Source organism: Sphingomonas yantingensis, from assembly GCF_014199325.1.
Taxonomy (GTDB): Bacteria; Pseudomonadota; Alphaproteobacteria; order Sphingomonadales; family Sphingomonadaceae; genus Sphingomonas; species Sphingomonas yantingensis.
Window position 1 is genome coordinate 190,324 of record NZ_JACIJJ010000002.1, and the last position, 22,166, is coordinate 212,489.

At 68.5% G+C, this 22,166-nt stretch carries 21 protein-coding genes; 7 read left to right on the forward strand and 14 right to left on the reverse strand.

Annotation, left to right across the window (positions count from 1 at the left end):
* Nucleotides 1-4: 4 nt before the first annotated feature.
* A complete protein-coding gene (gene ygfZ / locus FHR19_RS07140; protein ID WP_184026408.1) occupies nt 5-742 on the reverse strand; it encodes a CAF17-like 4Fe-4S cluster assembly/insertion protein YgfZ in 738 nt (245 codons plus the stop codon).
* Nucleotides 743-786: 44 nt separating this feature from the next.
* Here ygfZ and FHR19_RS07145 point away from each other — a divergent pair, with 44 nt between their 5' ends.
* Nucleotides 787-2,112, forward strand: coding sequence for a dihydroorotase (locus FHR19_RS07145; protein WP_184026410.1), 1,326 nt, complete (start codon nt 787-789; stop codon nt 2,110-2,112).
* An 81-nt stretch (nt 2,113-2,193) separates the two neighbouring features.
* Nucleotides 2,194-4,380, forward strand: a complete 2,187-nt coding sequence (gene uvrB / locus FHR19_RS07150) for an excinuclease ABC subunit UvrB (RefSeq protein ID WP_184026412.1) — start codon at nt 2,194-2,196, stop codon at nt 4,378-4,380.
* Here the strand turns inward: uvrB and FHR19_RS07155 are convergent.
* Together FHR19_RS07155 and FHR19_RS07160 are read right to left on the reverse strand one after the other, a co-directional pair.
* Nucleotides 4,377-5,669, reverse strand: coding sequence for a spinster family MFS transporter (locus tag FHR19_RS07155; RefSeq protein WP_184026414.1), 1,293 nt, complete (start codon nt 5,667-5,669; stop codon nt 4,377-4,379). The genes uvrB and FHR19_RS07155 overlap by 4 nt on opposite strands.
* A 106-nt stretch (nt 5,670-5,775) precedes the next feature.
* Nucleotides 5,776-8,184: a TonB-dependent receptor gene (locus tag FHR19_RS07160; protein WP_184026416.1), complete on the reverse strand. Its 2,409-nt coding sequence runs from the start codon at nt 8,182-8,184 to the stop codon at nt 5,776-5,778.
* A gap of 115 nt (nt 8,185-8,299) precedes the next feature.
* Here FHR19_RS07160 and FHR19_RS07165 point away from each other — a divergent pair, with 115 nt between their 5' ends.
* From FHR19_RS07165 to FHR19_RS07175, 3 genes are all read left to right on the forward strand, one after another.
* Nucleotides 8,300-8,911 (forward strand): TetR/AcrR family transcriptional regulator, encoded by a 612-nt coding sequence (locus FHR19_RS07165; protein ID WP_184027591.1) that lies wholly within the window; start codon nt 8,300-8,302, stop codon nt 8,909-8,911.
* 156 nt (nt 8,912-9,067) lie between these two features.
* Nucleotides 9,068-10,300: a polyhydroxyalkanoate depolymerase gene (locus FHR19_RS07170; RefSeq protein ID WP_184026418.1), complete on the forward strand. Its 1,233-nt coding sequence runs from the start codon at nt 9,068-9,070 to the stop codon at nt 10,298-10,300.
* Complete coding sequence (locus tag FHR19_RS07175; protein WP_184026420.1) at nt 10,297-11,136, forward strand: formate/nitrite transporter family protein; 840 nt, start codon at nt 10,297-10,299, stop codon at nt 11,134-11,136. Before FHR19_RS07170 ends, FHR19_RS07175 begins: the two co-directional genes overlap by 4 nt.
* Nucleotides 11,137-11,155: 19 nt before the next feature.
* On the opposite strand, the gene FHR19_RS07180 is transcribed toward FHR19_RS07175, so the two are convergent.
* The 9 genes from FHR19_RS07180 to FHR19_RS07220 form a co-directional block, all read right to left on the reverse strand.
* A complete protein-coding gene (locus FHR19_RS07180; protein ID WP_184026422.1) occupies nt 11,156-11,638 on the reverse strand; it encodes a pyridoxamine 5'-phosphate oxidase family protein in 483 nt (160 codons plus the stop codon).
* Between the two features lie 55 nt (nt 11,639-11,693).
* Nucleotides 11,694-13,010, reverse strand: a complete 1,317-nt coding sequence (locus FHR19_RS07185; RefSeq protein ID WP_184026424.1) for an MFS transporter — start codon at nt 13,008-13,010, stop codon at nt 11,694-11,696.
* Nucleotides 13,011-13,203: 193 nt separating this feature from the next.
* A complete protein-coding gene (gene bfr, locus FHR19_RS07190; protein ID WP_184026426.1) occupies nt 13,204-13,698 on the reverse strand; it encodes a bacterioferritin in 495 nt (164 codons plus the stop codon).
* A 108-nt stretch (nt 13,699-13,806) separates the two neighbouring features.
* On the reverse strand, nt 13,807-13,977 hold the full coding sequence (locus tag FHR19_RS07195; protein WP_096343456.1) for a (2Fe-2S)-binding protein: 171 nt from the start codon (nt 13,975-13,977) through the stop codon (nt 13,807-13,809).
* Between the two features lie 55 nt (nt 13,978-14,032).
* Nucleotides 14,033-15,199: a DUF418 domain-containing protein gene (locus FHR19_RS07200; RefSeq protein ID WP_184026428.1), complete on the reverse strand. Its 1,167-nt coding sequence runs from the start codon at nt 15,197-15,199 to the stop codon at nt 14,033-14,035.
* A gap of 56 nt (nt 15,200-15,255) precedes the next feature.
* On the reverse strand, nt 15,256-17,472 hold the full coding sequence (purL, locus tag FHR19_RS07205) for a phosphoribosylformylglycinamidine synthase subunit PurL (RefSeq protein ID WP_184026430.1): 2,217 nt from the start codon (nt 17,470-17,472) through the stop codon (nt 15,256-15,258).
* A gap of 31 nt (nt 17,473-17,503) precedes the next feature.
* Nucleotides 17,504-18,061 (reverse strand): sugar O-acetyltransferase, encoded by a 558-nt coding sequence (locus FHR19_RS07210; RefSeq protein ID WP_343053198.1) that lies wholly within the window; start codon nt 18,059-18,061, stop codon nt 17,504-17,506.
* Nucleotides 18,058-18,402, reverse strand: a complete 345-nt coding sequence (gene arsC, locus FHR19_RS07215) for an arsenate reductase (glutaredoxin) (RefSeq protein ID WP_184026432.1) — start codon at nt 18,400-18,402, stop codon at nt 18,058-18,060. The genes FHR19_RS07210 and arsC overlap by 4 nt, the downstream gene beginning before the upstream one ends.
* Nucleotides 18,403-18,413: 11 nt before the next feature.
* Entirely contained in the window at nt 18,414-18,857 is a 444-nt protein-coding gene (locus tag FHR19_RS07220; RefSeq protein ID WP_184026434.1) for a MarR family winged helix-turn-helix transcriptional regulator, read from the reverse strand.
* Nucleotides 18,858-18,965: 108 nt separating this feature from the next.
* On the opposite strand from FHR19_RS07220, the gene FHR19_RS07225 reads away from it, so the two are divergent.
* Nucleotides 18,966-19,391 (forward strand): organic hydroperoxide resistance protein, encoded by a 426-nt coding sequence (locus FHR19_RS07225; protein WP_184026436.1) that lies wholly within the window; start codon nt 18,966-18,968, stop codon nt 19,389-19,391.
* Between the two features lie 2 nt (nt 19,392-19,393).
* Here FHR19_RS07225 and FHR19_RS07230 read toward each other — a convergent pair whose 3' ends face one another.
* On the reverse strand, nt 19,394-20,710 hold the full coding sequence (locus FHR19_RS07230) for a sensor histidine kinase (RefSeq protein WP_184026439.1): 1,317 nt from the start codon (nt 20,708-20,710) through the stop codon (nt 19,394-19,396).
* Nucleotides 20,707-21,372: a response regulator gene (locus FHR19_RS07235; protein WP_184026441.1), complete on the reverse strand. Its 666-nt coding sequence runs from the start codon at nt 21,370-21,372 to the stop codon at nt 20,707-20,709. Before FHR19_RS07235 ends, FHR19_RS07230 begins: the two co-directional genes overlap by 4 nt.
* 109 nt (nt 21,373-21,481) lie before the next feature.
* Here FHR19_RS07235 and FHR19_RS07240 point away from each other — a divergent pair, with 109 nt between their 5' ends.
* Nucleotides 21,482-22,105 carry a hypothetical protein gene (locus FHR19_RS07240; RefSeq protein ID WP_184026443.1) on the forward strand — a complete coding sequence of 208 codons (624 nt, stop codon included), beginning with the start codon at nt 21,482-21,484 and terminating at the stop codon, nt 22,103-22,105.
* Nucleotides 22,106-22,166: the final 61 nt, after the last annotated feature.

The following is a 22,166-nucleotide window of genomic DNA, read 5'->3' on the forward strand; positions in this document are numbered from 1 at the left end:
ACGATCAGGCGGCGCCGTCCTCGCGCAGCGCCGCCGCCAGCCAATTGGGGACGAGGGCATCGCCCAGCCCCTCCACCCGGCGATGCTCGACCATCAGGCCGAGGTCGGGGTAGGTCGCCCGCGTCCGTGGTCCCGGCTCGCCCAGCGGTGCGACGACCAGCCGGCGATTGACCTTCGCGCGGTGGTGCATCCGGGCGGTATTCTCCTGCCCGACATAACATCCCTTGGTGAAGCTCACGCCGTTCAGCTCGCGCGCATTCGCCTCCAGCCACAGCGTCTCGGCGTCGCCGAGTTCGCCAACCCCCTCGGTCACGCCGAGTGACAGGCGATGCGCGCGCCACGCGTCGCTGGCATCCGCCCCGGCCTCTTCCGACAGCCAGCGATGGCCGAGAGCCGCCAGCCGCGGATCGGCGGGCTGGTCGAGCCCCGCGGGCGACCAGTGGACGAAACGCGCAGGCTCAATCTGAATCGTGATCGCGCGGCGCAAGCGATAGAGGGTCAGCCGCTTCGCCAGCGCCTCGGCCCGCGCCGCCTCGGCATCGACCAGCACGTCGTCGCCCTCGGCCCAGAGGATGAAGTCGAAAAGCGCCTTGCCCTGCGGACTGAGCAGCGCGGTCCAGACCGGGTGGCCCTCCACGAGCTCGCGCACGTCGTGGGTGACGAGGCCCTGGAGGTAGCCGCGCACGTCCTCCCCCGACAGGCGGATGATCGAACGGTCGGCAAGGTGGGTGGCATCGCTCATGGTCAGGACGTAAGAGGTCCGCGACGACAGCGAAAGAGGCGGCCATGACCTACGACCTGAAGCTTTCCGGCGGCACCGTGCATCTGCCCGGCGGGCCGGCGCAGGTCGACGTGTTCGTGCGCGAGGGCCGGATCGCGGCGATCGGCGGGAGCGGCGACGCGGGCGCCACGATCGACGTCACCGGCCTCGACGTGCTGCCCGGTGTCATCGACAGCCAAGTCCATTTCCGCGAGCCCGGCCTCGAGCACAAGGAAGACCTCGAAAGCGGCAGTGTCGCCGCCGTGATGGGCGGCGTGACCGCGGTGTTCGAGATGCCGAACACCAACCCCAATACCGACAATGAGGGCGCGATCCTCGACAAGCTCGCGCGTGCGCATCATCGCATGTGGTGCGACCACGCCTTCTATGTCGGCGCGACCGGCCAGAATGCCGAGGAACTGCGCGCGCTGGAGCGGATGCCGGGCACCGCGGGGGTCAAGATCTTCATGGGCTCCTCCACCGGCAACCTCCTGGTCGCGGAGGACGAGGCGCTGTCGCGCGTCCTCGCCTCCGGCACCCGCCGCGTCGCGATCCATGCCGAGGACGAGGCGCGGATGAACGAGCGCGCGGCAGAGCACCGCATCAACGGCGACCCCGCATCGCACCCCGTCTGGCGCGACGACGAGAGCGCGATGCTGGCGACGCGCCGCATCCTGCGGCTGGCGCGGGAAGCCAAGCGGCGCATCCACGTCCTCCACATCTCGACGCCGGCCGAACTCGAACTGCTCGCCCAGCACAAGGACATCGCGACGTGCGAGGTGACGCCCCAACACCTGACGCTGGCGGGCGAGGAAGCCTATGCGCGGATCGGCACCTATGCGCAGATGAACCCGCCGATCCGATCGGGCGCACACCGTGACGGCCTGTGGCACTGGATGGGGCAGGGGGTGCCCGACGTCATCGGCTCCGACCACGCGCCGCATACGATCGCGGAGAAGGAACGCGCCTACCCCGCCAGCCCCAGCGGCATGCCCGGCGTACAGACGCTGCTACCGCTGATGCTCAACCATGTGGCGGAGGGGCGGCTGACGCTCCAGCGGCTGATCGACCTGACCAGCGCGGGGCCGCAGCGCATCTTCGGCTTGGTGCGGAAGGGCCGGATCGCGATGGGCTATGACGCCGACTTCACCGTCGTCGACCTGAAGCGCCGCTGGACGGTGAGCGCCGACTGGCTCGCGTCGCGCTGCGGCTGGTCTCCGTTCGAGGGCTGGGACCTGACTGGCAAGCCGATCGGCACGATCATCCGCGGGCAGACGGCGATGTGGGAGGATGCGTTGGTGGGAACGGCACAGGGCGAGCCGCTGAAGTTCGAGGGGACGGAATTCAACTGATCCTCTCCCCTCCCTGGAAGGGAGGGGAGGTAGAAGGCCCCCCCCATTGCCCCGTCCCCGCTTCGTTCTCATATCTCGGCCATGGCGATCCAGATCCGCACCAGCCTGGCCGAGCCCGAAACCGGGCAGAGCTTCGTCCCTCACCGCCCCGCGCGGCCGCCTAAGGCGGAAGGGGGCAAAAGGTTCAAGCTCGTCAGCGAATACACCCCCTCCGGCGACCAGCCGACCGCGATCAAGGAGTTGGTCGAGCAGGCGGAGGCAGGGGAGCGGGATCAGGTGCTGCTCGGTGTCACGGGCTCGGGCAAGACCTTCACCATGGCCAAGGTGATCGAGGCGGTGCAGCGCCCCGCGCTGATCCTTGCCCCCAACAAGATCCTCGCCGCGCAGCTCTACGGCGAGTTCAAGTCGTTTTTTCCCGACAACGCGGTCGAATATTTCGTCAGCTATTACGACTATTATCAGCCCGAAGCCTATGTGCCGCGGTCGGACACGTACATCGAGAAGGAAAGCTCGATCAACGAGGCGATCGACCGGATGCGCCACTCGGCCACCCGGTCCTTGCTCGAACGCGACGACGTGCTGATCGTTGCCTCGGTGTCGTGCCTTTACGGCATCGGCTCGGTCGAGACCTATTCGGCGATGATCTTCGACCTGAAAAAGGGCGAGACGCACGACCAGCGCGAGATCATCCGCAAGCTTGTCGCGCTCCAGTACAAGCGCAACGACGCCGCGTTCCAGCGCGGTGCGTTCCGGGTGCGCGGCGACAGCCTCGAACTCTTCCCCTCGCACTATGAGGACAGCGCCTGGCGGATCAGCTTCTTCGGCGACGAGATCGAGGAGATCACCGAGTTCGATCCGCTGACCGGGCAGAAGGTCGCCAGCCTCAATTCGATCCGCATCTATGCCAACAGCCACTATGTGACGCCCGGCCCCACGATGAAGCAGGCCACGCACGCGATCCGGCACGAGCTGGAGGAGCGGCTGAAGGAGTTGCAGGCGGAGGGCAAGCTCCTCGAGGCACAGCGGCTGGAGCAGCGGACGAACTTCGACCTCGAGATGATCGCCGCCACGGGGTCGTGCGCGGGGATCGAGAATTACAGCCGCTTCCTGACCGGCCGCCTGCCCGGCGAGCCGCCGCCGACGCTGTTCGAATATCTGCCCGAAAACGCGATGCTGTTCGTCGACGAGAGCCACCAGACGATCGGCCAGATCAGCGCGATGGCGCGCGGCGATCACCGGCGCAAGATCACGCTGGCGGAGTATGGCTTCCGCCTGCCGTCGTGCATCGACAACCGGCCGCTGCGCTTCAACGAATGGGACGCGATGCGGCCGCAGACCGTCTGCGTCTCCGCGACGCCCGGCGGGTGGGAGATGGAGCAGACCGGCGGCGTCTTCGTCGAACAGGTCATCCGCCCCACCGGCCTCATCGACCCGCCGGTCGAGATCAAGCCTGTCGAGGAGCAGGTGCAGGACCTGATCGTCGAGGCGCGCAAGACGACCGAGGCCGGCTATCGCACGCTCGTCACCACGCTCACCAAGCGGATGGCCGAGGACCTGACCGAATATATGCACGAGGCGGGGATCAAGGTCCGCTACATGCACTCCGACGTCGAGACGCTGGAGCGCATCGAGCTGATCCGCGACCTGCGCATGGGCGTGTACGACGTGCTGATCGGCATCAACCTGCTGCGCGAGGGGCTCGATATCCCCGAATGCGGGCTAGTCGCGATCCTCGATGCCGACAAGGAAGGGTTCCTCCGCTCCGAAACGTCGCTGATCCAGACGATCGGCCGCGCAGCGCGCAACGTCGACGGGCGCGTGATCCTCTATGCCGACCGCATGACGGGATCGATGGAGCGCGCGCTCAACGAAACTGGCCGCCGGCGCGAGAAGCAGGAGGCGTACAACGCCGAGCACGGCATCACGCCGCAGACGATCCGCCGCGACATCGGCGACATCATCAAGCACGTGTCGCAGCAGGACCAGGTCACGGTCGAGATCGGCGACGACCGCCCGCACATGGTCGGCCACAACCTGCGCGCGTACATCGAGGAGCTCGAAAAGAAGATGCGCAAGGCCGCATCAGACCTCGAGTTCGAGGAAGCCGGCCGCATCCGCGACGAAATCCGCTCGCTAGAGGCGGAGGAACTGGGGCTACCGGATCATGAGAAGAAGGCGCCGATCATGGGGCGGTCGAACGAGGGCAAGCCGGGAACGAGGAAGGACCGGTTCGGGAAGACGAAGCGGAAGTGGGGCGGGGCGCGTTAGGCCGCGTGCCAATCCCGGCGCAGGTGCTTGATCGCCAGCGCCATCAGTCCAGCCGCCACGAGATAGAAGCCTAGCGCCGCGATCGCTGCCCAGCGCAGCGCATCGTCGCCGAGGCTCGCCTTCATCGAATCGGCCATCGCGCCCATGATCCATGAGCCGAGGCCGAGGCCCACGAGGTTGTTGATGAGCAGGAACGACGCGCTTGCCGTCGCGCGCATCGGCGGGGGGACGAGGCCCTGTACCGCGGTCGTCACCGGCCCCAGCCACAGGATGTTGAACCCGTTGGGGATGAGGAGCAGCGCCCAGGCGAGCCGGGGCGATCCGCTCGCCAGCAGCCCGCCCGCGAACAAGGGCACGGTGATGAGCCACGCGATCATCGGCAGCTTGGCATAGACGCCCTTGTCGGCCCCTAGCTTGTCGGCAAGCACGCCGCCGAGCAGCACGCCCGCACTGCCGCCCACCAGCAGCACCGACCCCATGTAAAGCGCCGCGTCGAACAGCTCGAACCCGAAGCTGCGGATGAGGACCGAGGGCATCCAATAGGCGAGGCCGTAGCCGCACATCGAACTGAACCCCGCCGCGAAGCCCATCAGCCAGAAGCTCGGCTTCTTCGCGAGGATCGCGAAGACGCGGCCGACTGGCACGCGCTCGGTCGCGGGGGGCACGGGATCGCTCATGCCCCGCGCCGGCTCGCGCACGATCAGGCGGAAGATCGGCGCGATGACGACGCCCGCCACGCCGACGACGAGGAACGCGGTCCGCCAGTCGACCGTCGCGGCGATGTATCCGCCGAGGATCGACCCGCCCGCCAGCCCGATCGGGATGCCGAGCGAGTAGATGGCCAGCGCCTTGGCGCGGCGGTTGGGCGGGAAATAGTCGGAGATCATCGCATAGGAGGGGGCGACGCCGCCCGCCTCGCCCACGCCCACGCCGATGCGGAAGGCGAAGAGCTGCCAGAAACTGGTCGCCATGCCGCACAGCGCCGTGAACGCGCTCCAGATGCCGAGCGAGATGGTGATGACCCAGCTGCGGCTCGTCCGGTCGGCGATCAGCGCAAGCGGGATGGCAAGCGTCGAATAGAGCATGGCAAAGGCGATGCCGCCGAGCGCGCCGAGCTGCGTGTCGGTGAGGCCAAGTTCGGCCTTGATCGGCTGGACGAGGATGCCGAGAATCTGTCGGTCGAGGAAGTTGAAGGTGTAGACGACCAGCAGCATCGCGAGAACCAGCGCGCGATAGCCGGGCGTCACCTCCGTCAACCGGCCCCGTGCGTCCACTGCGCTGCTCGCCATACCCGATCCTCGAATGTTTGGGCAGAGCTTACGCGAACCGCGCGCGATGCCAAGCGTCTTGAAACAAAACGGGCGAACGGCCGAAGCCGCCCGCCCATTCCCCCTTTTAGAACTTGAGCCCGAGCGTCACGTAGAACTGGCGCGGATTGCCGTAGAAGGCGGTCGCCACCCCCTCACGCCCCAGCGACGGGGTGATGCCGCCCGCCGGGGTGATGATCGGCAAGCCGGTCTGCGGGTTCGACACGGCAAAGAGGTAGCCCGAGGTGATGTACCGCTCGTCGGTCAGGTTCTTGCCATGCAGGCCGATCGAGTAGCGATTGTCGGGGCCGAAGCGATAGTTGATGCTAGCATCCCACAGCGCATAGCCCGGCTGGTCGAGGAACGGATTTGGCACCTCGAACTGCGTCGTGTCGCTGCGATAGCTGACGGTGGTCGAGGCGTTGAGCTCGCCCGGCCCAATCGGCAGGATCGTACCGAGCGTGCCCGACACCGTCCAGTCGGGCGTGTTCTGGATGCGGCGGAAATCGGCGACCTGATTGCCCGCCGGGCCGATGAAGCTGTCATACTTGGCGTCGATATAGCCGAGCGTGCCCGACAGCGTGACTTGGCTGCCCGCGCCGGCGAAATCGCGGGCGAGGCGGGCGAAGAGCTCCGCCTCGATACCCTTCAGCGTCGCGGCGGCGGCGTTGGTGGTGACGCCGGCGAATCCCTCGAAGATGCCGTCGCCATTGGCGTCGACGCCGACCGATCCCGGAACCTGCACGTTTTTGTAGTCCGCGTAGAAGCCCGTCACCGCATAGGTGAAGGCGCGGTCGAACAACGAACCCTTCACGCCCACTTCATAGCTGTTCACCTCTTCGGGATCGAAAAGGAAGAAGTCGTAGATATCGTCATACTGGATGCCGGGCACGCCGTTGTTGTTGGGCGCGATGTTGGCCGATCCGCGCGGGTCGAAGCCGCCGCCCTTGAACCCCTTGGAGTAGGAGGCATAGGCGAGGAAGGTGTCGCTGGGCGTCACCGTGACGACCGCGCGGGGCGTCCATTTCTCGAACGTCGCCTCGCCGGTGAAGTTGGTGATCGGATTGCCGAGGTTGCGGCCCGCGCCGCCGAACTGCGGGTCCGCGCCGCCCAGGCGGTTGGCCTTGAAGATCGTCGATTTGCGCGTGTCGCTGGTGTACCGGATGCCGCCCGTCACTGCGAGCCAGTCGGTCACGTCAAAGGTGAAGTCGGCAAAGCCCGACCAGGTATCGGTCCGCACGTCGCCCGCGGTCTGCTGCCCGAACCCGGCCGAGACAGGCAGGCCGAGCGCCGGGCCGGTCGTCGCAAGGATCACGTCGAACCGGGTCGAGGCGCGCGCGTCGAGATAGTAGAAGCCGACAAGGCCCTTCAGCCGGTCGCTTTCATAGGCGAGCTGGAATTCCTGGCTCAGCTGCTCGTTGCGATAGACCGCAGGCACATCGACATCGACCGAAGGCAGCGCATCGAAGTCGATCGGCGTCAGGCTGCGGTCCTGGCGCCACGCACTGATGCTGCGCAGCGTCAGGCCGGTGGCGATCTCCGCACTGATGTTCATGGCGAGGCCGCCCGCCTCGATATCGTTCTTCGGAAAAGCGAGGCCGGCGCGGGTGTCGTACACATTCTCGAGCACCGGCGCGCCCGACAGGAGGCCGGGGAGCAGGCGATGGCCGTTGCGCGCGTTCGACTTGTCGTGCGTGTAGTCGCCGGATAGGCGGACGAACAGCCGGCTGTCGGGCGTCTCGAACTCGATCGTGCCGCGGCCGGCCCACACGTCCTTGTTGTAGTTCTCGATGCCGAGCGTCGTGTTCTCGCCGAACCCGCCGCGCGACATGCGGGCGCCCGCGACGCCGACGCGGATGCCGTCGGTCAGCGGTGCGGAGATGCTGAGCACGCCGTCGGCCTGATCGTAGCTGCCATAGGTGGCGCGGGCATTGACCGAGAAGTCATTGGGCAGGCGGCGGGTCACATACTTGATCGCCCCGCCGATCGTGTTGCGGCCGTAAAGCGTCCCCTGCGGGCCGCGCAGCACCTCGATCCGCTCGACGTCGTAGATGTCGAGCAAAGCCGCCTGCGGCCGGTTGAGATACACGTCGTCGAGATAGAGGCCGACGCCGCTCTCGAAGCCGGGCACCGGGTCTTGTTGCCCGACGCCGCGGATGAAGGCGGTGAGCGTCGAGTTGGTGCCGCGCGACGGCTCCAGCGTCACGTTGGGCGTCGTGTCGCCGATATCGGACAGGTCGGTCGCGCCCTGCGCCTCCAGCGCCTCGCCCGAATAGGCGGTGACGGCGATCGGCACGCGCAGCAGCGATTCGGACCGGCGCTGGGCCGTCACGACGATGTCCTGGTCGCCGATCGCGGCGGAGCCGGCCTCGGTCGCGGCGGCCTGCGCCTCGGGCTCGGCGGGCACGTCCTGCGCGTGGGCGGGCATGGCGAAGAGCGCGGCGGGCGCCGCGGTGAGCGTCAGAAACTGGACGAAACGCGTGTTCAGGCGAGCCATCGGCCTTATCCCCTCCCTATGTCGCATCCCGCCTATTGCCGGCGGGTTGTGCGTGGTTCGCTTTGGCTATACTGAAACCTGAACCGGGTTTCAACTTGGGAAAATGGGGGAGGCGATGGAAGAGGCGGAGGCCGCGAGCGAGGGTAAGGTGCCGCGTACCGAGCGGGGCCGGCGGACACTGCGCGCGATCCTCGACGCCGCCGCCGCCGAGTTCGGCGAGAAGGGCTTTCACGACGGGTCGATCAGCGGGATCACCCGGCGGGCGGGCGTGGCGCTGGGCAGCTTCTACACCTATTTCGACTCGAAGGACGCGGTGTTCCGCGCGCTGGTGCGCGACATGTCGGCGCAGGTGCGCGACCACGTCGCCCCCGCGATCCGCGCCGCGCCCGACGGCATCGCCGCCGAACAGGCGGGGCTCAGCCATTTCATCGACTTCGTGCGTGCACACAAGGAAATCTACCGCATCATCGACGAGGCCGAGTTCGTCGATGCCGAGAGCTTCCGCCTGCACTACGCCGTCACCGCCGAGCGGATCGAGGCGCGGCTGCGCGCCGCCGCCGACCGGGGCGAGGTGCGCGCCGACGTGGGAGCGGCGCATGCCTGGGCGATCATGGGGATGAACGTGTTCCTCGGCCTGCGCTTCGGCGTGTGGGAGGAGGATCGTCCGGCAGCGGCCATCGCATCCGAGATGGCGGACTTTCTGCGCCACGGTCTCGCTCCCAGATAAACAGAGGCGCTGAACGTCTCGGCAAGACGGGCGTTACGATACCCGAACGAAAGTGTTACGTGCGTATCGTCGCGGCGTCGTTGCGAGTTACCGCTCGCAGGCGCTATGTCACCCAACCCTTTCCGCCGCGGTGGCAGGGGCGAGGAAGGATACCGAATGCTCTACGACGCCTATGAGATGCAACGCTCGATGCTGGCCGGGGCCAGCGCGTTTGCCAATTTCAGCGCAGGGCTGCTCAACAATCCAGCGAACCCGTTTTCCTATTTCGGCGGCGGCCCGGTGCTCGCCTCGGCGCTCGAGGTGTTCGCCCACGCCGCCGCACCGCGCGGCAAGCCCGAGTTCGGGCTGACGACCACCACCATCGAAGGCCGCGAGGTGGCGGTCCACGAGGAGATCGTCGCGCGCAAGCCGTTCGGCCAGCTCAAGCATTTCGTGCGAGAGGGGGTGACCGGCGGTCCGAAGCTGCTGATCGTCGCGCCGATGTCGGGTCACTATGCCACGCTCCTGCGCGGCACGGTCGAGCGGATGCTGCCGGTCGCCGACGTCTACATCACCGACTGGCGCGATGCGAAGCTGGTGCCGATGGCGGACGGGCGCTTCGACCTCGACGACTATATCGATTACGTCACCGACTGGTGCGCCGTGATCGGCGCGGAGGGCGACGCCCGCCCGCACATGCTGGCGGTCTGCCAGCCCTCGGTTCCCTGCTACGCCGCGGTCGCGCTGATGAGTGCGGACAAGCATCCCAACCGCCCGCGCACGCTCACCATGATGGGCGGGCCGATCGACACGCGCGAGGCGCCGACCGCGGTCAACACGCTCGCGACCGAGCGGCCGCATGCCTGGTTCGCGCAGAACGTGATCGCGACCGTGCCGTCGCTCTATGCCGGCGCCGGCCGCCGCGTCTATCCGGGCTTCCTCCAGCTGGCCGGTTTCATGACCATGAACCTCGGCAACCACCTCATCTCGCACTGGGAGATGTTCAAGCATCTGGTGCAGGGCGACGGCGAGAGCGCGGGTGCAACGATGCGCTTCTACGACGAATATCGCGCGGTCTGTGATATGACCGCCGAGTTCTATCTCCAGACGATCGACGTGGTGTTCCAGCAGCATTCGCTGCCCATGGGGACGATGACGCATCGCGGGCGGCCAGTCGATGCCGGCGCGATCACCGACGTCGGCATCCTCGCTATTGAGGGCGAGCGCGACGATATCTCGGGCATCGGCCAGACCAAGGCGGCGCTGACGATCGCGACCAACCTGCCCGACGCGCACAAGCGATATCTGCTGGCCGAGGGCGTCGGCCATTACGGCATCTTCAACGGGTCGAAGTGGCGCACGCGCATCGCGCCCGTCGTCGAGGAATGGATGGCGGCGCACGCCGAATGAGCGAGGAACCCGCGCCCGCGCACCTCGACCCGGGCGAGCGGGAGGCCGTGGCCGAACGCGAGACGGGTTCCGCCGTCGTCATCTACGAAGTCATTCGTAAAGCCGGGGATGAAGAGCTCGAGCGCCCGGCGAGCGGCTTGTTCTTCTCTGGGCTCGCGGCAGGCATTGCCGTCTGCGCATCGCTGATCGCGGTGGCGACGATCCGCGCCGATTTGCCCGAAGCCAAATGGACCGAACTGGTCGTGGCGATGGGCTACACGATCGGCTTCATCATCGTCGTGCTCGGCAATTTGCAGCTCTTTACCGAGGCGACCGTTACCGCCGTCGTCCCGGTCGTGGCCGAACCGAGCCCGCGCAATTTCTGGCGGCTGGGCCGCCTATGGGGAATCGTGCTGGTCGGCAACTTGATCGGGACGCTGGTCGTCGCGGCGATGATCGCGCAAGGGTGGATCGTCGATGGCGAGACGCTGGAGGGCGCGATCGCCTTCTCGTCGCACCTGATGGAGAACAGCTTCGGGCGCACGCTGGTGCTCGGCATTCCTGCGGGCTTCCTGATCGCCAGCCTCGCCTGGGTGCTGCCCAATGCGCGCGAGAATGCGTTGTGGGTGGTGGTCGCGATCACTTGGCTCGTCTCGGCGGGCGGGTTTGCGCATGTCGTGGTGGGGTCGGCGGAGGCGTGGCTGCTGTGGCTTTCGGGCCGGGCGAGCCTCGCCTGGGTCGCATTCGGCTTCGTGCTGCCCGCGTTCCTCGGCAACGTGATCGGGGGCAGCGGCTTGTTCGCGCTGATCGCGCACGGACAGGTCAAGGAAGAGATCGAGGGCGGCGGCGCGGACTGAATCCGCGCCGCCGTTCGATTCAGAGGCTCACTTCGGCGTGCGATCCGGCTTCCTGCGGACGGATCGTGTGGCCGGTCAGCATCTTGAGCTTCCCGGTCAGCGACATGTCGGCTTCCCAGATCTCGGCGTCCTTGAGGTCGAAGCGCAGCATCATGACGTTGGGATCGTCCTTGCCACCCTCGAACCATGCCTCGACCGGCTTCGACCAGTATTTGTCGAAGATTTCGGGGCGCGTTTCCTCGGTCAGGGTCCCGTGGATGCAGGCGAACAGGTCGTGGCCTTTGGCGACGAACTGCACCATCGCCTCGCCGCCCTTCGCCACGCGGTTGTCGCGGTTGCAATAGAACCAGAACTCGCTGTTGGCATCCTCGTCGAGCTGCGCGGTCATCGGTTCCGAATGCTCGTGGCTGCCGACCAAGCCGACCATCACGAACGGGCTTTTCGCCATCGCCTTCCACATGTCTTCGCGGATCCGGGTATCTTCCTGCTGATCGACCTGCATCGTGCATCCTCCATTGGGTAGGCCTCGACAACGGCCCGCGCTCCCGTGGGTTGCGTCACCCGGCCTTTAGGCGGAGTGCACTGCACAGGAGGGCAAGCGCGGAGAAGCACGCGGCGACGATCAGGGGCACGGGGCCGAGACCAAGGCCGAGCGCCAGCATCACGCCCACCACCGACGCGCCGAGCGTCTGGCCGAGCAGTCGTCCGGTCGACAGCAGGCCCCCCGCCGCCGCCGCCCGGTCGCGCGGCGCGCTGCCGATGATGAGCCGCGAATTAGGCGCGAAGAACAGGCCGAAGCCGCAGGCGGTGAGCGACAGCCGCCAGGCGATGTGCGGCCAGGCGAGATCCGCGGGCATCGTCGCGATCAGGATGAAACCGGTGATAGCAATGACGCACCCGCCAATGCCGAGGAACGAAGGCTTCACCCGGTCCGACAGCCACCCCGCCAGCGGCGCGACGAACAGGAGCGTGAGCGGCACCGGCAGGATCAGCAACCCCACCTGTTCGGGCGAATAACCCATCCCCTGCTCGAACCGGAAGGGGAGCAGGACGATCAGCGAGGCGGAGGCGAGGAAGCCGCTGATCGCGCCCAGCACCGACAGGCCGATCACCGGCTGTCCGAGGAGATCGACGGGCAGCACCGGCCGCGTCCGCGCGCGCTCACGCCGGACGAGCAGGATCGCGGAAATCACCCCCGCCGCGATCAGCACGCCGCCCGGTACCGCGGCACTATGCGCGGCCAGCTCGATCCCGCCGATGATCGCGCCGATCGTGGCGGCACTCCACACCCCGCCGGTCCAGTCAAAATGACCGGGAACGGGCTTCGGATCGGGCAGCGCGCGGCCGAGCAGGATCGACAGGAGCGCGAACGGCACCGCGGCGCAGAACACCCAGCGCCAGTCGGCATGCCCGACGATGAAGCCGCCCAATGTCGGCGCAAGCGCATTGGCCGAGGCGACGATCACGCTGTTGATGCCGAGGCCCGAACCGAGGCGCTTGGCGGGATAGATCGACCGCAGCATCGCCGCCGACACGCTGAGCGCCATGCCGGCGCCCAGCGCCTGACCCACGCGCACCGCCAGCAGCGAGGCAAAGCCGGTGACGAGCAGGCTCATGGCCGAGGCGACGAGGAAGATCACCTGCCCGATCTGATACAGCCGCCGATGCCCCAGCCGGTCGCCCAGATTGGCGAAGGGAAGTAGGCCCATGACGAGCACAAGCTGATAGAGCGTGACAACCGCGACGACCGATCCCGGCCCGACGCCGGTGTCGCGCGCGATCGTCGGCAGCGCGACATTGGCGATCGCCCCGTCGATGACGAACAGCGCGGTGCCGAACGAGATCGCCGCGATCGCGACCGCGCGGCGCGGCATCGGCAGGCCGTCGGCGGCGGGTTCGGGGCGCGTGGCGGGGGGGGCGGCGTCGGCTGGCTGAAAAATGACGGGCGACCTTGAACGTGGATGGCGTGCGAACGCGTCAGCGCACGCGGCGTTCAATGCGCCTTTGGATCAGGGGTCAGGCTATTCGAACGTCGCCCGGCGCGGCGGCCGGGCGACGATACTGAGCTCAATCCTCGCGCTTGGCGTCGGCCTCGGACTGCGAGTTGAGCTGGACGTAGTTCTGGATGCCCATGCGCGCGATCATGTCGAACTGACGCTCCAGCGTGTCGAGATGCTCTTCCTCGCTGTCGAGGATGCGGCGGAACAGGTCGCGGCTGACATAGTCGCGCACCTTCTCGCAATGTTCGATCGCATCGCGCAGCAACGGGATCGCTTCTTCTTCGAGCGCGAGATCGCCCTTCAGCACTTCCTCGACCGTCTCGCCGATGCGCAGGCGGCCGAGCAGCTGGAAATTGGGCAGCCCGTCGAGGAACAGGATGCGCTCCGACAGCCAGTCGGCGTGCTCCATCTCCTCGATCGATTCCTTCCGCTCGAACTGGGCGAGCTTGTAGACGCCCCAATGGTCGAGCAGGCGATAGTGCAGCCAATACTGGTTGATCGCGGTCAGCTCGTTCTTGAGCGCGGTGTTCAGAAACTCGATGACCTTGGGGTCGCCCTTCATGCGCGCGGCCTTTTACCGTGATGGAAACAGGCGGCTAGGATAGCCCGAAGTGGCCTTGGGCGATAGCCGGAAACGGCTGAAATCCTCGACTTTGCGCTGTTGCGAGTGTCAGGCAGCCGCGCGTTCGGCGTCGATAATGGCTCGCGCGAACGGGACGCACTGGCCGCATTTCGCCTGGCATCCCAGCGCGCGATACGCCTGGCAAGCGCTCATCGCGCCACCACGGGCGGCTTCGCGGACCTCACGCTCACGTAGGGCATTGCAGACGCAGACGACCATCGGCTTCCTCGCTATTGCGACTCGTTCTAACTACGCCGGACGGGCTGCGCAAGCCCTATTGCGTCGCGTTCGCAATTCTGGCGGCGAGCAGCCGCCACAGCCGCTCGAGGGGCCCGATGCCGAACCGCGCAAGCCACCAGGGCGATACGGTCAGCATGATCGCCCACATCCCCGCCACGAACAGATAGAGCTCGGCGCGCCCGACCCGGCCGAACAGCGCGAGGCCATAGCCATAGAAGATCGTCGTCATCACAAAGCTGGTGAGGAGGTAGTGGGTGAACGCCATCCGCCCGACGGCAGCGATCCGCCGCACGATCGGTCGGTCCGCGAACCGCCGCGCCAGCCACAGGATCAGCGCCAGATGCGCAAGCGCGGTCGCGGCGCGGAACGGGATCGACCAAGCGAGGAAATTGCCCATGAGGACGATCGGATCGAAGCGGCTGGCGAACGCCCAGATCGTCAGGCCGGCGATGACGGGCAGGCCGATGCCGTATCCCCAGACCATCATCCGCCGCAGGCCGCGCTCGCTCCACCCGCCGGTCAACATTCCCGCGCGGGCCAGCGCCATGCCGATCAGCATATAGCCTAGCGTCTCTCCGCCCGCGAGTTCGAGCAGGCGAAGCGGCGTACTGCCGCGCACGTTCACGCGATAGTCGGTGATGGTCAGCCAGTCGCCGCGATAGGCGGCAAGGTCCGCGGCGGCGACCGCGCTACCCGGCTGCGGAAACGTCGCCAGCATCGCGCGATAGCTCGCGACCAGCGATGCGGGGGCATCCGGTGCGGTGGCCGCTGCCTGCAAGCCGAGTAGCCCGGCGAATTGCAGGCTTAGCAGCGCGGAAAAGACGAGCAGCACGATGATCCCTGCGCGCGCCAGCCGCCCCTCCGACCAGTCCCACGCGATCGGCAACAGGCAGCCGAGGATCGCGTAATGGAGCAGGATATCCCCGTTCCAGACGAGATAGCCATGCGCGAGGCCGAACAGCGCCAGCACCGCCATCCGCGCATAATGTCGCCGCAGCCGATGCTCGGCCCGCGCCGCGCCGAGGATGACGCCCGCGCCGAACAGCAGCGCGAGCAGCCCGCGCATCCGTCCTTCGAAGAGCAACTGGTTGATCGCCCAGACGGCGAGGTCGACCGGCCGACCCGATCCCCATGCCAGCGGATTGATGTACGCATCCCCCGGCATCGCGAACGAGACGATGTTGAGCAGGAGGATGCCCATCACCGCCGCCCCCCGCGCGACGTCGAGGCCGGGGACGCGTGCAGCGGCGTTATGCGTCAGGCGGCGACCTCGCCCTGCATCAGCTTCGGGAAGAACCCCTCATGCGCCGACCGCAGCGCGTCGAGCGTGACCGCATAGTCGCCGTCCTCGGTCTCGAACACCAGCCGGTCCTTGATCGTGCGGCCGAGCAGGTCGGCGGGCACGTCGGCGCGCTCGGCATCGGCCATGAAGTCGGCCATGCACTGGTCGCAGACGGTGACGACGTAGAGCCCCTGATCCTCGCCGAAGAAGCTCTCGGCCAGCCCGAACGGCTGCACCGAATCGATCAGCGCGCCGATGCCGCTCGCCAGCGCCATCTCGGCGACCGCGACCGCCAGGCCGCCGTCCGCCACGTCGTGGCAAGCGCGGATCGCGCCCTTCTGGATCTGTGCGCGGATGAAGTCGCCGGTGCGGCGCTCGGCCTTGAGGTCGACGGCCGGCGGCGGGCCGTCCTCGCGTCCGTGCAGCTCGCGCAGCCACAGCGACTGGCCGAGATGGCCAGCGCGCTCGCCCACCAGCATGATCGCGTCGCCGGTACGGCGAAAGCCGATGCCGACCGACTTCTGCCAGTCCTGCATCAGGCCCACGCCGCCGATCGCGGGGGTGGGGAGGATCGCCGAGCCGCCGCCCGTCGCCTTCGATTCATTGTAGAGCGACACGTTGCCGCTGACGATCGGGAAGTCGAGCGCGCGGCAGGCATCGCCCATCCCCTCGAGGCAGCCGACGATCTGGCCCATGATCTCGGGGCGCTGCGGGTTGGCAAAGTTGAGGCAGTTGGTGATGGCGAGCGGCGTCGCGCCGACCGCGGTCAGGTTGCGCCATGCCTCCGCCACCGCCTGTTTCCCCCCTTCCACGGGATCGGCGAAGCAATAGCGCGGCGTGCAGTCGGTGGTGATCGCCAGCGCCTTGTCGGTGCCGTGGACGCGCACCACCGCGGCATCGCCGCCGGGGCGCTGGACGGTGTCGGCGCCGACCATGTGGTCGTACTGCTCCCAGATCCAGCGCCGGCTGGCGAGGTCGGGCGTGCCCATCAGCTTGAGGAGGTCGGCGGCGACGTCAGTGCTTTCCGGCGCATCTTCGAGCTCGGCGGGCTTGGGCGTCGGCACGTGCGGGCGGTCATAGAGCGGCGCCTCGTCGGCGAGCGGGGCGAGGGGGATGTCGGCGACGGTCTCGCCCTGCCACTTCAGCACCATGCGGCCCGTATCGGTGACGGTGCCGATGACCGCGAAGTCGAGCTCCCATTTGCGGAAAATCGCCTCGGCCTCGCCCTCGCGGCCGGGCTTCAGCACCATGAGCATGCGCTCCTGGCTCTCCGACAGCATCATCTCGTACGGGGTCATCCCCGTTTCGCGCTGCGGCACATTGTCCATGACGAGTTCGATGCCGACGCCGCCCTTCGACGCCATCTCGACGCTGGAGCTGGTCAGGCCCGCGGCGCCCATGTCCTGGATCGCGACGATCGCGTCGGAGGCCATGAGTTCGAGGCACGCCTCGATCAGCAGCTTTTCGGTGAAGGGGTCGCCGACTTGCACCGTGGGCCGTTTCTCGTCCGACTTCTCGTCGAAATCGGCCGAGGCCATCGTCGCGCCGTGGATGCCGTCGCGGCCGGTCTTGGACCCTACATAAACCACCGGATTGCCGATGCCCGCGGCGGCGGAATAGAAGATCTTGTCCTGCTGCGCGACGCCCACCGTCATCGCGTTGACGAGGATGTTGCCATCATAGGCGGGGTGGAAATTGACCTCGCCGCCGACGGTGGGCACGCCGACGCAATTGCCGTAGCCGCCGATGCCATGGACGACACCGGCGATCAGGTGGCGCATCTTCGGGTGATCGGGCCGGCCGAAGCGCAGCGCGTTCATGTTGGCGACCGGCCGCGCGCCCATCGTGAACACGTCGCGCAGGATGCCGCCGACGCCCGTCGCCGCGCCCTGATAGGGCTCGATGTAGGACGGGTGGTTGTGCGACTCCATCTTGAAGATCGCGGCCTGGTTGTCGCCGATGTCGATCACGCCGGCATTCTCGCCGGGGCCGCAAATGACCCATGGCGCCTCGGTCGGCAGTTTCTTCAGGTGGATGCGGCTGGATTTATAGCTGCAATGCTCGGACCACATGACCGAGAAGATGCCGAGTTCGGTGAGGTTCGGCTCGCGGCCGAGCGCCTTCAGGACGCGCGCATATTCTTCCGCGGACAGGCCGTGCTCGGCGACGACTTCAGGCGTGATCTGGGTCATGCGCGCGCTCTAGCGCCGCACGATCCTTTCGTCATCCCCGGATGCGCGCTGGATTGCCGACGACGGTGGCGCCCGGCGGCACGTCGCGCGTGACGACCGCCCCCGCGCCGACGATCGCGCCGTCGCCCACGGTGACGCCGGGGCACAGGATCGCGCCGCCGCCGATCCACACGTCCGCGCCGATCGTCACCGGCCGCCCGAACTCGATCCCCGCCGCGCGGCTGGCCACGTCGCGCGGGTGGTCAGCGGCATAGATCTGCACCTTCGGCCCGATCTGCGTCCGGTCGCCGATGACGACGGGACACACGTCGAGGATCACGCAGTCGAAATTGAGGAACACGCGCTCGCCGAGACGCACGTTGACGCCGTAATCGACGAAGAAGGGCGGGCGGACGACGCAGCCCGCGCCGACCGCGCCCAGCCCCTCGCGCAGCAGCGCCTCGCGCACATCGCTGGGCTGGGTATAGCTGGCGTTGTAGCGCGCCATCCACTCGCCGGCGCGGGCGAGCGCCGCGGCAATGTCGGGCGCGAACGGGTCGTAGCGTTCGCCGGCGACCATGCGCCCGAACTCACCGGCAACCTCGCTCACAGGATCTCGCGCACCTTGTCCTGCGGGCGGCACAGCTTCACGCCCTTGTCGGTCTCGACCAGCGGCCGCTCGATCAGGATCGGGTGCGCCATCATTGCGTCGAGGATGGTGGCATCGTCGGCGTTGAGCAGGCCCATCTCCGCCGCCAGCGGTTCCTTGGCACGCAGTCCGTCCCGCGGGGTCATGCCGGCCCGCGCATAGAGGCGCAGCAGTTCCTCGCGCGTCGGCGGGGTCTTGAGATACTCGATCACGCTCACCTCGACGCCCGGCGTCTCCTCGAGGATCGCCAGCGTCTTTCGCGAGGTGCCGCAGCGCGGATTGTGCCAGATCATCGCCTTCATGGCGCTGCCCGTTACAGGCCCTGGTCTCGCCTGGCCAGCGCATCGCGCAGCCGCTGCACGTCGCGGTTGAGCGCGGCGAGACGGTCGGGCGTCATTCCCGCCCGCGCGGCCAGCGCCTCGCCCAGGCACCCGCATGCCTCGCGCATATCGCGGCCCTTCGGCGTCAGGCGAACGAGGACGCGGCGTTCGTCCGCCACGCTCCGCTCGCGCATCACAAACCCTGCCGCCTCCAGCCGCTTCACCAGCGGCGTGATCGTGCTCGATTCGAGCGCCAGACGGTCGGCGATCGCGCCAATCGTGCGGCCGTCCTCTTCCCACAGCGCATGGAGGACGAGATATTGCGGATAGGTGAGCCCGAGCGCGTCGAGCATCGGCTTGTACGCGCGCGAAACCGCCATCGACGCCGAATAGAGCGCGAAGCAGAGCTGGTCGTCGAGGGGGAGGGCGGCTGGCATTTCCGGGGCTTAGCATGAAATCCCATATCGCGATAACGTTTCCGCTTTACGGGGCTCTCGATATTCGTTATCGCGATAACGAGTTCAACCAAATCCGAGGAGCATCCCATGGCAGTCGATGTGAAATACACCACCAAGGCGACCGCGACCGGCGGGCGTGACGGCACGGCGAAGTCGGCGGACGGCGCGCTCGACGTGTCGCTGTCGACGCCCAAGGAACTGGGCGGCGCGGGCGGCGAGGGGACCAACCCCGAACAGCTGTTCGCCGCGGGTTATTCGGCATGCTTCATCGGCGCGCTCAAGGTCGCGGGCCAGCAGCTCAAGCTCAAGGTGCCCGCCGAGACCAACGTCACCGCCACGGTGGGCATCGGCCCGCGGTCGGAGGGCGGGTTCGGCATCACTGCCGACCTCGTCGTCGACCTGCCCGGCCTCGACCGCGCGGATGCCGAGCGGCTGGTCGAGCTTGCGCACCAGACCTGCCCCTATTCGAATGCGACGCGCGGCAATGTCGATGTCGGCGTGACGGTCGCCTAACCCTAGCCACCGCGCCGGAGCGTTACTGCGGCGAGCAGCCCGCCCGCCGACGCATCGCCGAGGGTGAGCGTGCCGCCGTGCAGCTCGGCGATCTCGCGCGCGATGCCGATGCCGAAGCCGTGGCCGTCGCCCCGCTCGTCGAGGCGGCTGCCCGGCGCGGCGGCGCGGGCGCGGTCGGCGGCGGGGATGCCGGGCCCGTCGTCGGCGACGATCAGCCGGATCATCCGGCCCTCCGCCGCCGCCGAGACGTGCACCTGGCCGCGGGCATGGCGGGTAGCGTTGTCGATCAGGTTGCCCGCGAGCTCGTCGAGGTCCTGCGCGCCGATCGCCGCGGTCAGGTCCGCCGGCACGTCGACCGTGATCGCCACCCGGCGCTGGTGAATCTCGCCGATCGCGGCGGCTAGGTCGGTCAGCGCAGGGGCAAGCAGCGTCGCTGCCCGCCGATCCGCCGCCGCCGCCCGCGCGCGGCCGAGATGGTGGCGCAACACCGCGTCGATCCGCGCAAGCTGCGCGGTCGCGGCGGGATCGTCGCGCAGGTGCAGCGCCAGCGTCGCCACTGGCGTCTTGAGCGCATGCGCGAGGTTCGCCGCCGACTGCCGCGCGCCCGCGAGCGCCGAGGCGGTCTCGGTCGCCAGCGCATCGAGCTCCTGCGCCAGCGGCGCAAGCTCGTCGGGAAGCCGCTCTGGCACCGGCGCGCGCTCGCCGCGTCGGATCGCCTCGACCGCGGCCTGAAGGTCGCGCAACGGGCGCAGGCCGAGTCGAAGCTGCACCAGCGCCGCGCCGCCGAGCGCAAGCCCCAGGATCGCGAGCGAGGCGGCGAGCGGCGCGAGCGCGGCGAGCACCGGGCGGTCGATCTCGCGGCGCGGCACCGCGGCGCTCACGCGCACCGGGCCGGCATCGGTGTCCACCACGGCGCTCAGGCCATGCACACGCTCGTCGCCGCGCCAGCCCTCGAACGGCTCGCCGCCGCGCGGGCGGTCGAGGGGACCGGGGGGAAATGGCGGGCGGGGACGCTCGACCTCGATCCGAAGCGCGGCGGTGCCGATGGTCGCGCCGCCGGGCAGGTCGATCCGCCACGGCGCGTCGCCCTCGATCCGGGCACTCACCTGCTCCAGTTGCGCCCGGTCGAGCGTTCCGTCGGCGCGCACCGCGCTTTGCAGGGCAGCGACCCGGTCCGACAGCCGGCCGTCGATCCCTGCCGTCACGAATCGCTGCATCACCCCGCCGATCGCCACCCCCGCCAGCACGAGCGCGGCGAGCGTCGCCAGCAGCGACGAGGCGAACAGCCGCCCGAACAGCGAGCGCGGGACGAGCCTCATGCGCCCCCCGCGGTCAGGCGATAGCCACGCCCGCGCACCGTCTCGATCAGATGCGCGCCGATCTTCTTGCGCAGGCGGCCGACGATCACCTCCAGGCTGTTCGAATCCGTGTCGGCGTCGCCCTCATAGACTTTCTCGAGCAGGTCGAGCCGCTCGATAACCGCTTCGCGGCGGAGCATCAGCGCCGACAGCACCCGCCATTCGAGCGCGGTCAGCCGGAGCGGCAGGCCGTCGAGCTCGAACTGGCCCGTCTGCACCTCGAACGCCAGCGGCCCGCAGTCGAGCCGCGATGCCGCGTGCCCCGCCGCGCGGCGGACCAGCGCGCGCAGGCGCATGAGCAGTTCCTCGATGCGAAACGGCTTGACCAGATAGTCGTCGGCGCCCGCCTTGAACCCCGCCACCTTGTCCGACCACGCCTCTCGCGCGGTCAGGATCAGGACGGGCAGGTCGCGGCCCGCCGCCCGCCACTCGCGCAGCACGGTGACGCCGTCGACCGCGGGCAGGCCGAGGTCGAGGACCGCGGCGTCATAGGCCTCGGTCGCGCCGGCATGGCCGCCGTCGATCCCGTTCGCGAACAGGTCGACCGCGCATTGCTCGGCCCTCAGCGCCCGGGCGATGGCAGGGCCGAGGTCAGGGTCGTCCTCGATCAACAGGATGCGCATGCGTGTCGGCTACCTCCCCTGCCTAAACCCAAACTGAACCGCCGGGTTCAGCGGGGCGGGGGCGGCGGGGGCGTAGAGACTCGCCATCGACAAGCAAAGGAGCAGATCGATGGTCGATTTCTCGAAGTGGAAGAACAGCCGGACCGCGCTCGGTATCGGCGCGGCGGTGCTGCTGGGCGTCGGCGCGGCCGGCGGCGCCGGCGCGGTGCAGGCGACGCGGCCGAGCGTCGAGATGGCGCCGACCGTCGCCACCCCGATCGCGCGCCTGTCGGCGACAAGCGGCGTGGTGACGGTGAAGGGCCGCGTGGCGGAGGTCTATGGCGACCGTTTCGTCGTCCAGGATACGAGCGGCCGGGCGATGGTCGCCGCGGGGCGTGAGGGTCGCGGTGCGGTGGGCGTGGGCCAGCCGGTTACGGTACAGGGCCATTTCGACGAAGGGCAGCTGCGCGCAAGCTATATCGTCGATGCCGGCGGACAGGTCGCCACGGTCGGCCCGCGCGGACCCGAACCGGGCGGCGTGGGTCCGCATCGCGGTCCCGGCCGTGCCGGTCCCCCGCCGCCGCCGCCCGGTTGCGGCCCCGCCCCCGCCGGCCCCGCCGGTCCGGGTGCGCCCCCGCCGCCTCCGCCCCCGCCGCCGGGCGTCGCCGGTGCGCCGGCGGCCGGTCCCGAAGGAGCGCCGCCGCCGCCGCCCGCCCCGGCACCCGCCCCCACGCCCGGGGCGACACGCCGCTAAGCCATCCCGGCACTCAGGGGCCGCGGGGACCGAGCGTTCCCGCGGCCTTTGCGTGACCGAC

Excerpts from the sequence above, each read along its gene's own strand:
- ygfZ (WP_184026408.1), bottom strand. The coding sequence starts at position 742 with ATGAGCGATGCCACCCACCTTGCCGACCGTTCGATCATCCGCCTGTCG.
- FHR19_RS07145 (WP_184026410.1), top strand. The coding sequence starts at position 787 with ATGACCTACGACCTGAAGCTTTCCGGCGGCACCGTGCATCTGCCCGGC.
- uvrB (WP_184026412.1), top strand. The coding sequence starts at position 2,194 with ATGGCGATCCAGATCCGCACCAGCCTGGCCGAGCCCGAAACCGGGCAG.
- FHR19_RS07155 (WP_184026414.1), bottom strand. The coding sequence starts at position 5,669 with ATGGCGAGCAGCGCAGTGGACGCACGGGGCCGGTTGACGGAGGTGACG.
- FHR19_RS07160 (WP_184026416.1), bottom strand. The coding sequence starts at position 8,184 with ATGGCTCGCCTGAACACGCGTTTCGTCCAGTTTCTGACGCTCACCGCG.
- FHR19_RS07165 (WP_184027591.1), top strand. The coding sequence starts at position 8,300 with ATGGAAGAGGCGGAGGCCGCGAGCGAGGGTAAGGTGCCGCGTACCGAG.
- FHR19_RS07170 (WP_184026418.1), top strand. The coding sequence starts at position 9,068 with ATGCTCTACGACGCCTATGAGATGCAACGCTCGATGCTGGCCGGGGCC.
- FHR19_RS07175 (WP_184026420.1), top strand. The coding sequence starts at position 10,297 with ATGAGCGAGGAACCCGCGCCCGCGCACCTCGACCCGGGCGAGCGGGAG.
- FHR19_RS07180 (WP_184026422.1), bottom strand. The coding sequence starts at position 11,638 with ATGCAGGTCGATCAGCAGGAAGATACCCGGATCCGCGAAGACATGTGG.
- FHR19_RS07185 (WP_184026424.1), bottom strand. The coding sequence starts at position 13,010 with ATGCCGCGCCGCGCGGTCGCGATCGCGGCGATCTCGTTCGGCACCGCG.
- bfr (WP_184026426.1), bottom strand. The coding sequence starts at position 13,698 with ATGAAGGGCGACCCCAAGGTCATCGAGTTTCTGAACACCGCGCTCAAG.
- FHR19_RS07195 (WP_096343456.1), bottom strand. The coding sequence starts at position 13,977 with ATGGTCGTCTGCGTCTGCAATGCCCTACGTGAGCGTGAGGTCCGCGAA.
- FHR19_RS07200 (WP_184026428.1), bottom strand. The coding sequence starts at position 15,199 with ATGGGCATCCTCCTGCTCAACATCGTCTCGTTCGCGATGCCGGGGGAT.
- purL (WP_184026430.1), bottom strand. The coding sequence starts at position 17,472 with ATGACCCAGATCACGCCTGAAGTCGTCGCCGAGCACGGCCTGTCCGCG.
- arsC (WP_184026432.1), bottom strand. The coding sequence starts at position 18,402 with ATGAAGGCGATGATCTGGCACAATCCGCGCTGCGGCACCTCGCGAAAG.
- FHR19_RS07220 (WP_184026434.1), bottom strand. The coding sequence starts at position 18,857 with ATGCCAGCCGCCCTCCCCCTCGACGACCAGCTCTGCTTCGCGCTCTAT.
- FHR19_RS07225 (WP_184026436.1), top strand. The coding sequence starts at position 18,966 with ATGGCAGTCGATGTGAAATACACCACCAAGGCGACCGCGACCGGCGGG.
- FHR19_RS07230 (WP_184026439.1), bottom strand. The coding sequence starts at position 20,710 with ATGAGGCTCGTCCCGCGCTCGCTGTTCGGGCGGCTGTTCGCCTCGTCG.
- FHR19_RS07235 (WP_184026441.1), bottom strand. The coding sequence starts at position 21,372 with ATGCGCATCCTGTTGATCGAGGACGACCCTGACCTCGGCCCTGCCATC.
- FHR19_RS07240 (WP_184026443.1), top strand. The coding sequence starts at position 21,482 with ATGGTCGATTTCTCGAAGTGGAAGAACAGCCGGACCGCGCTCGGTATC.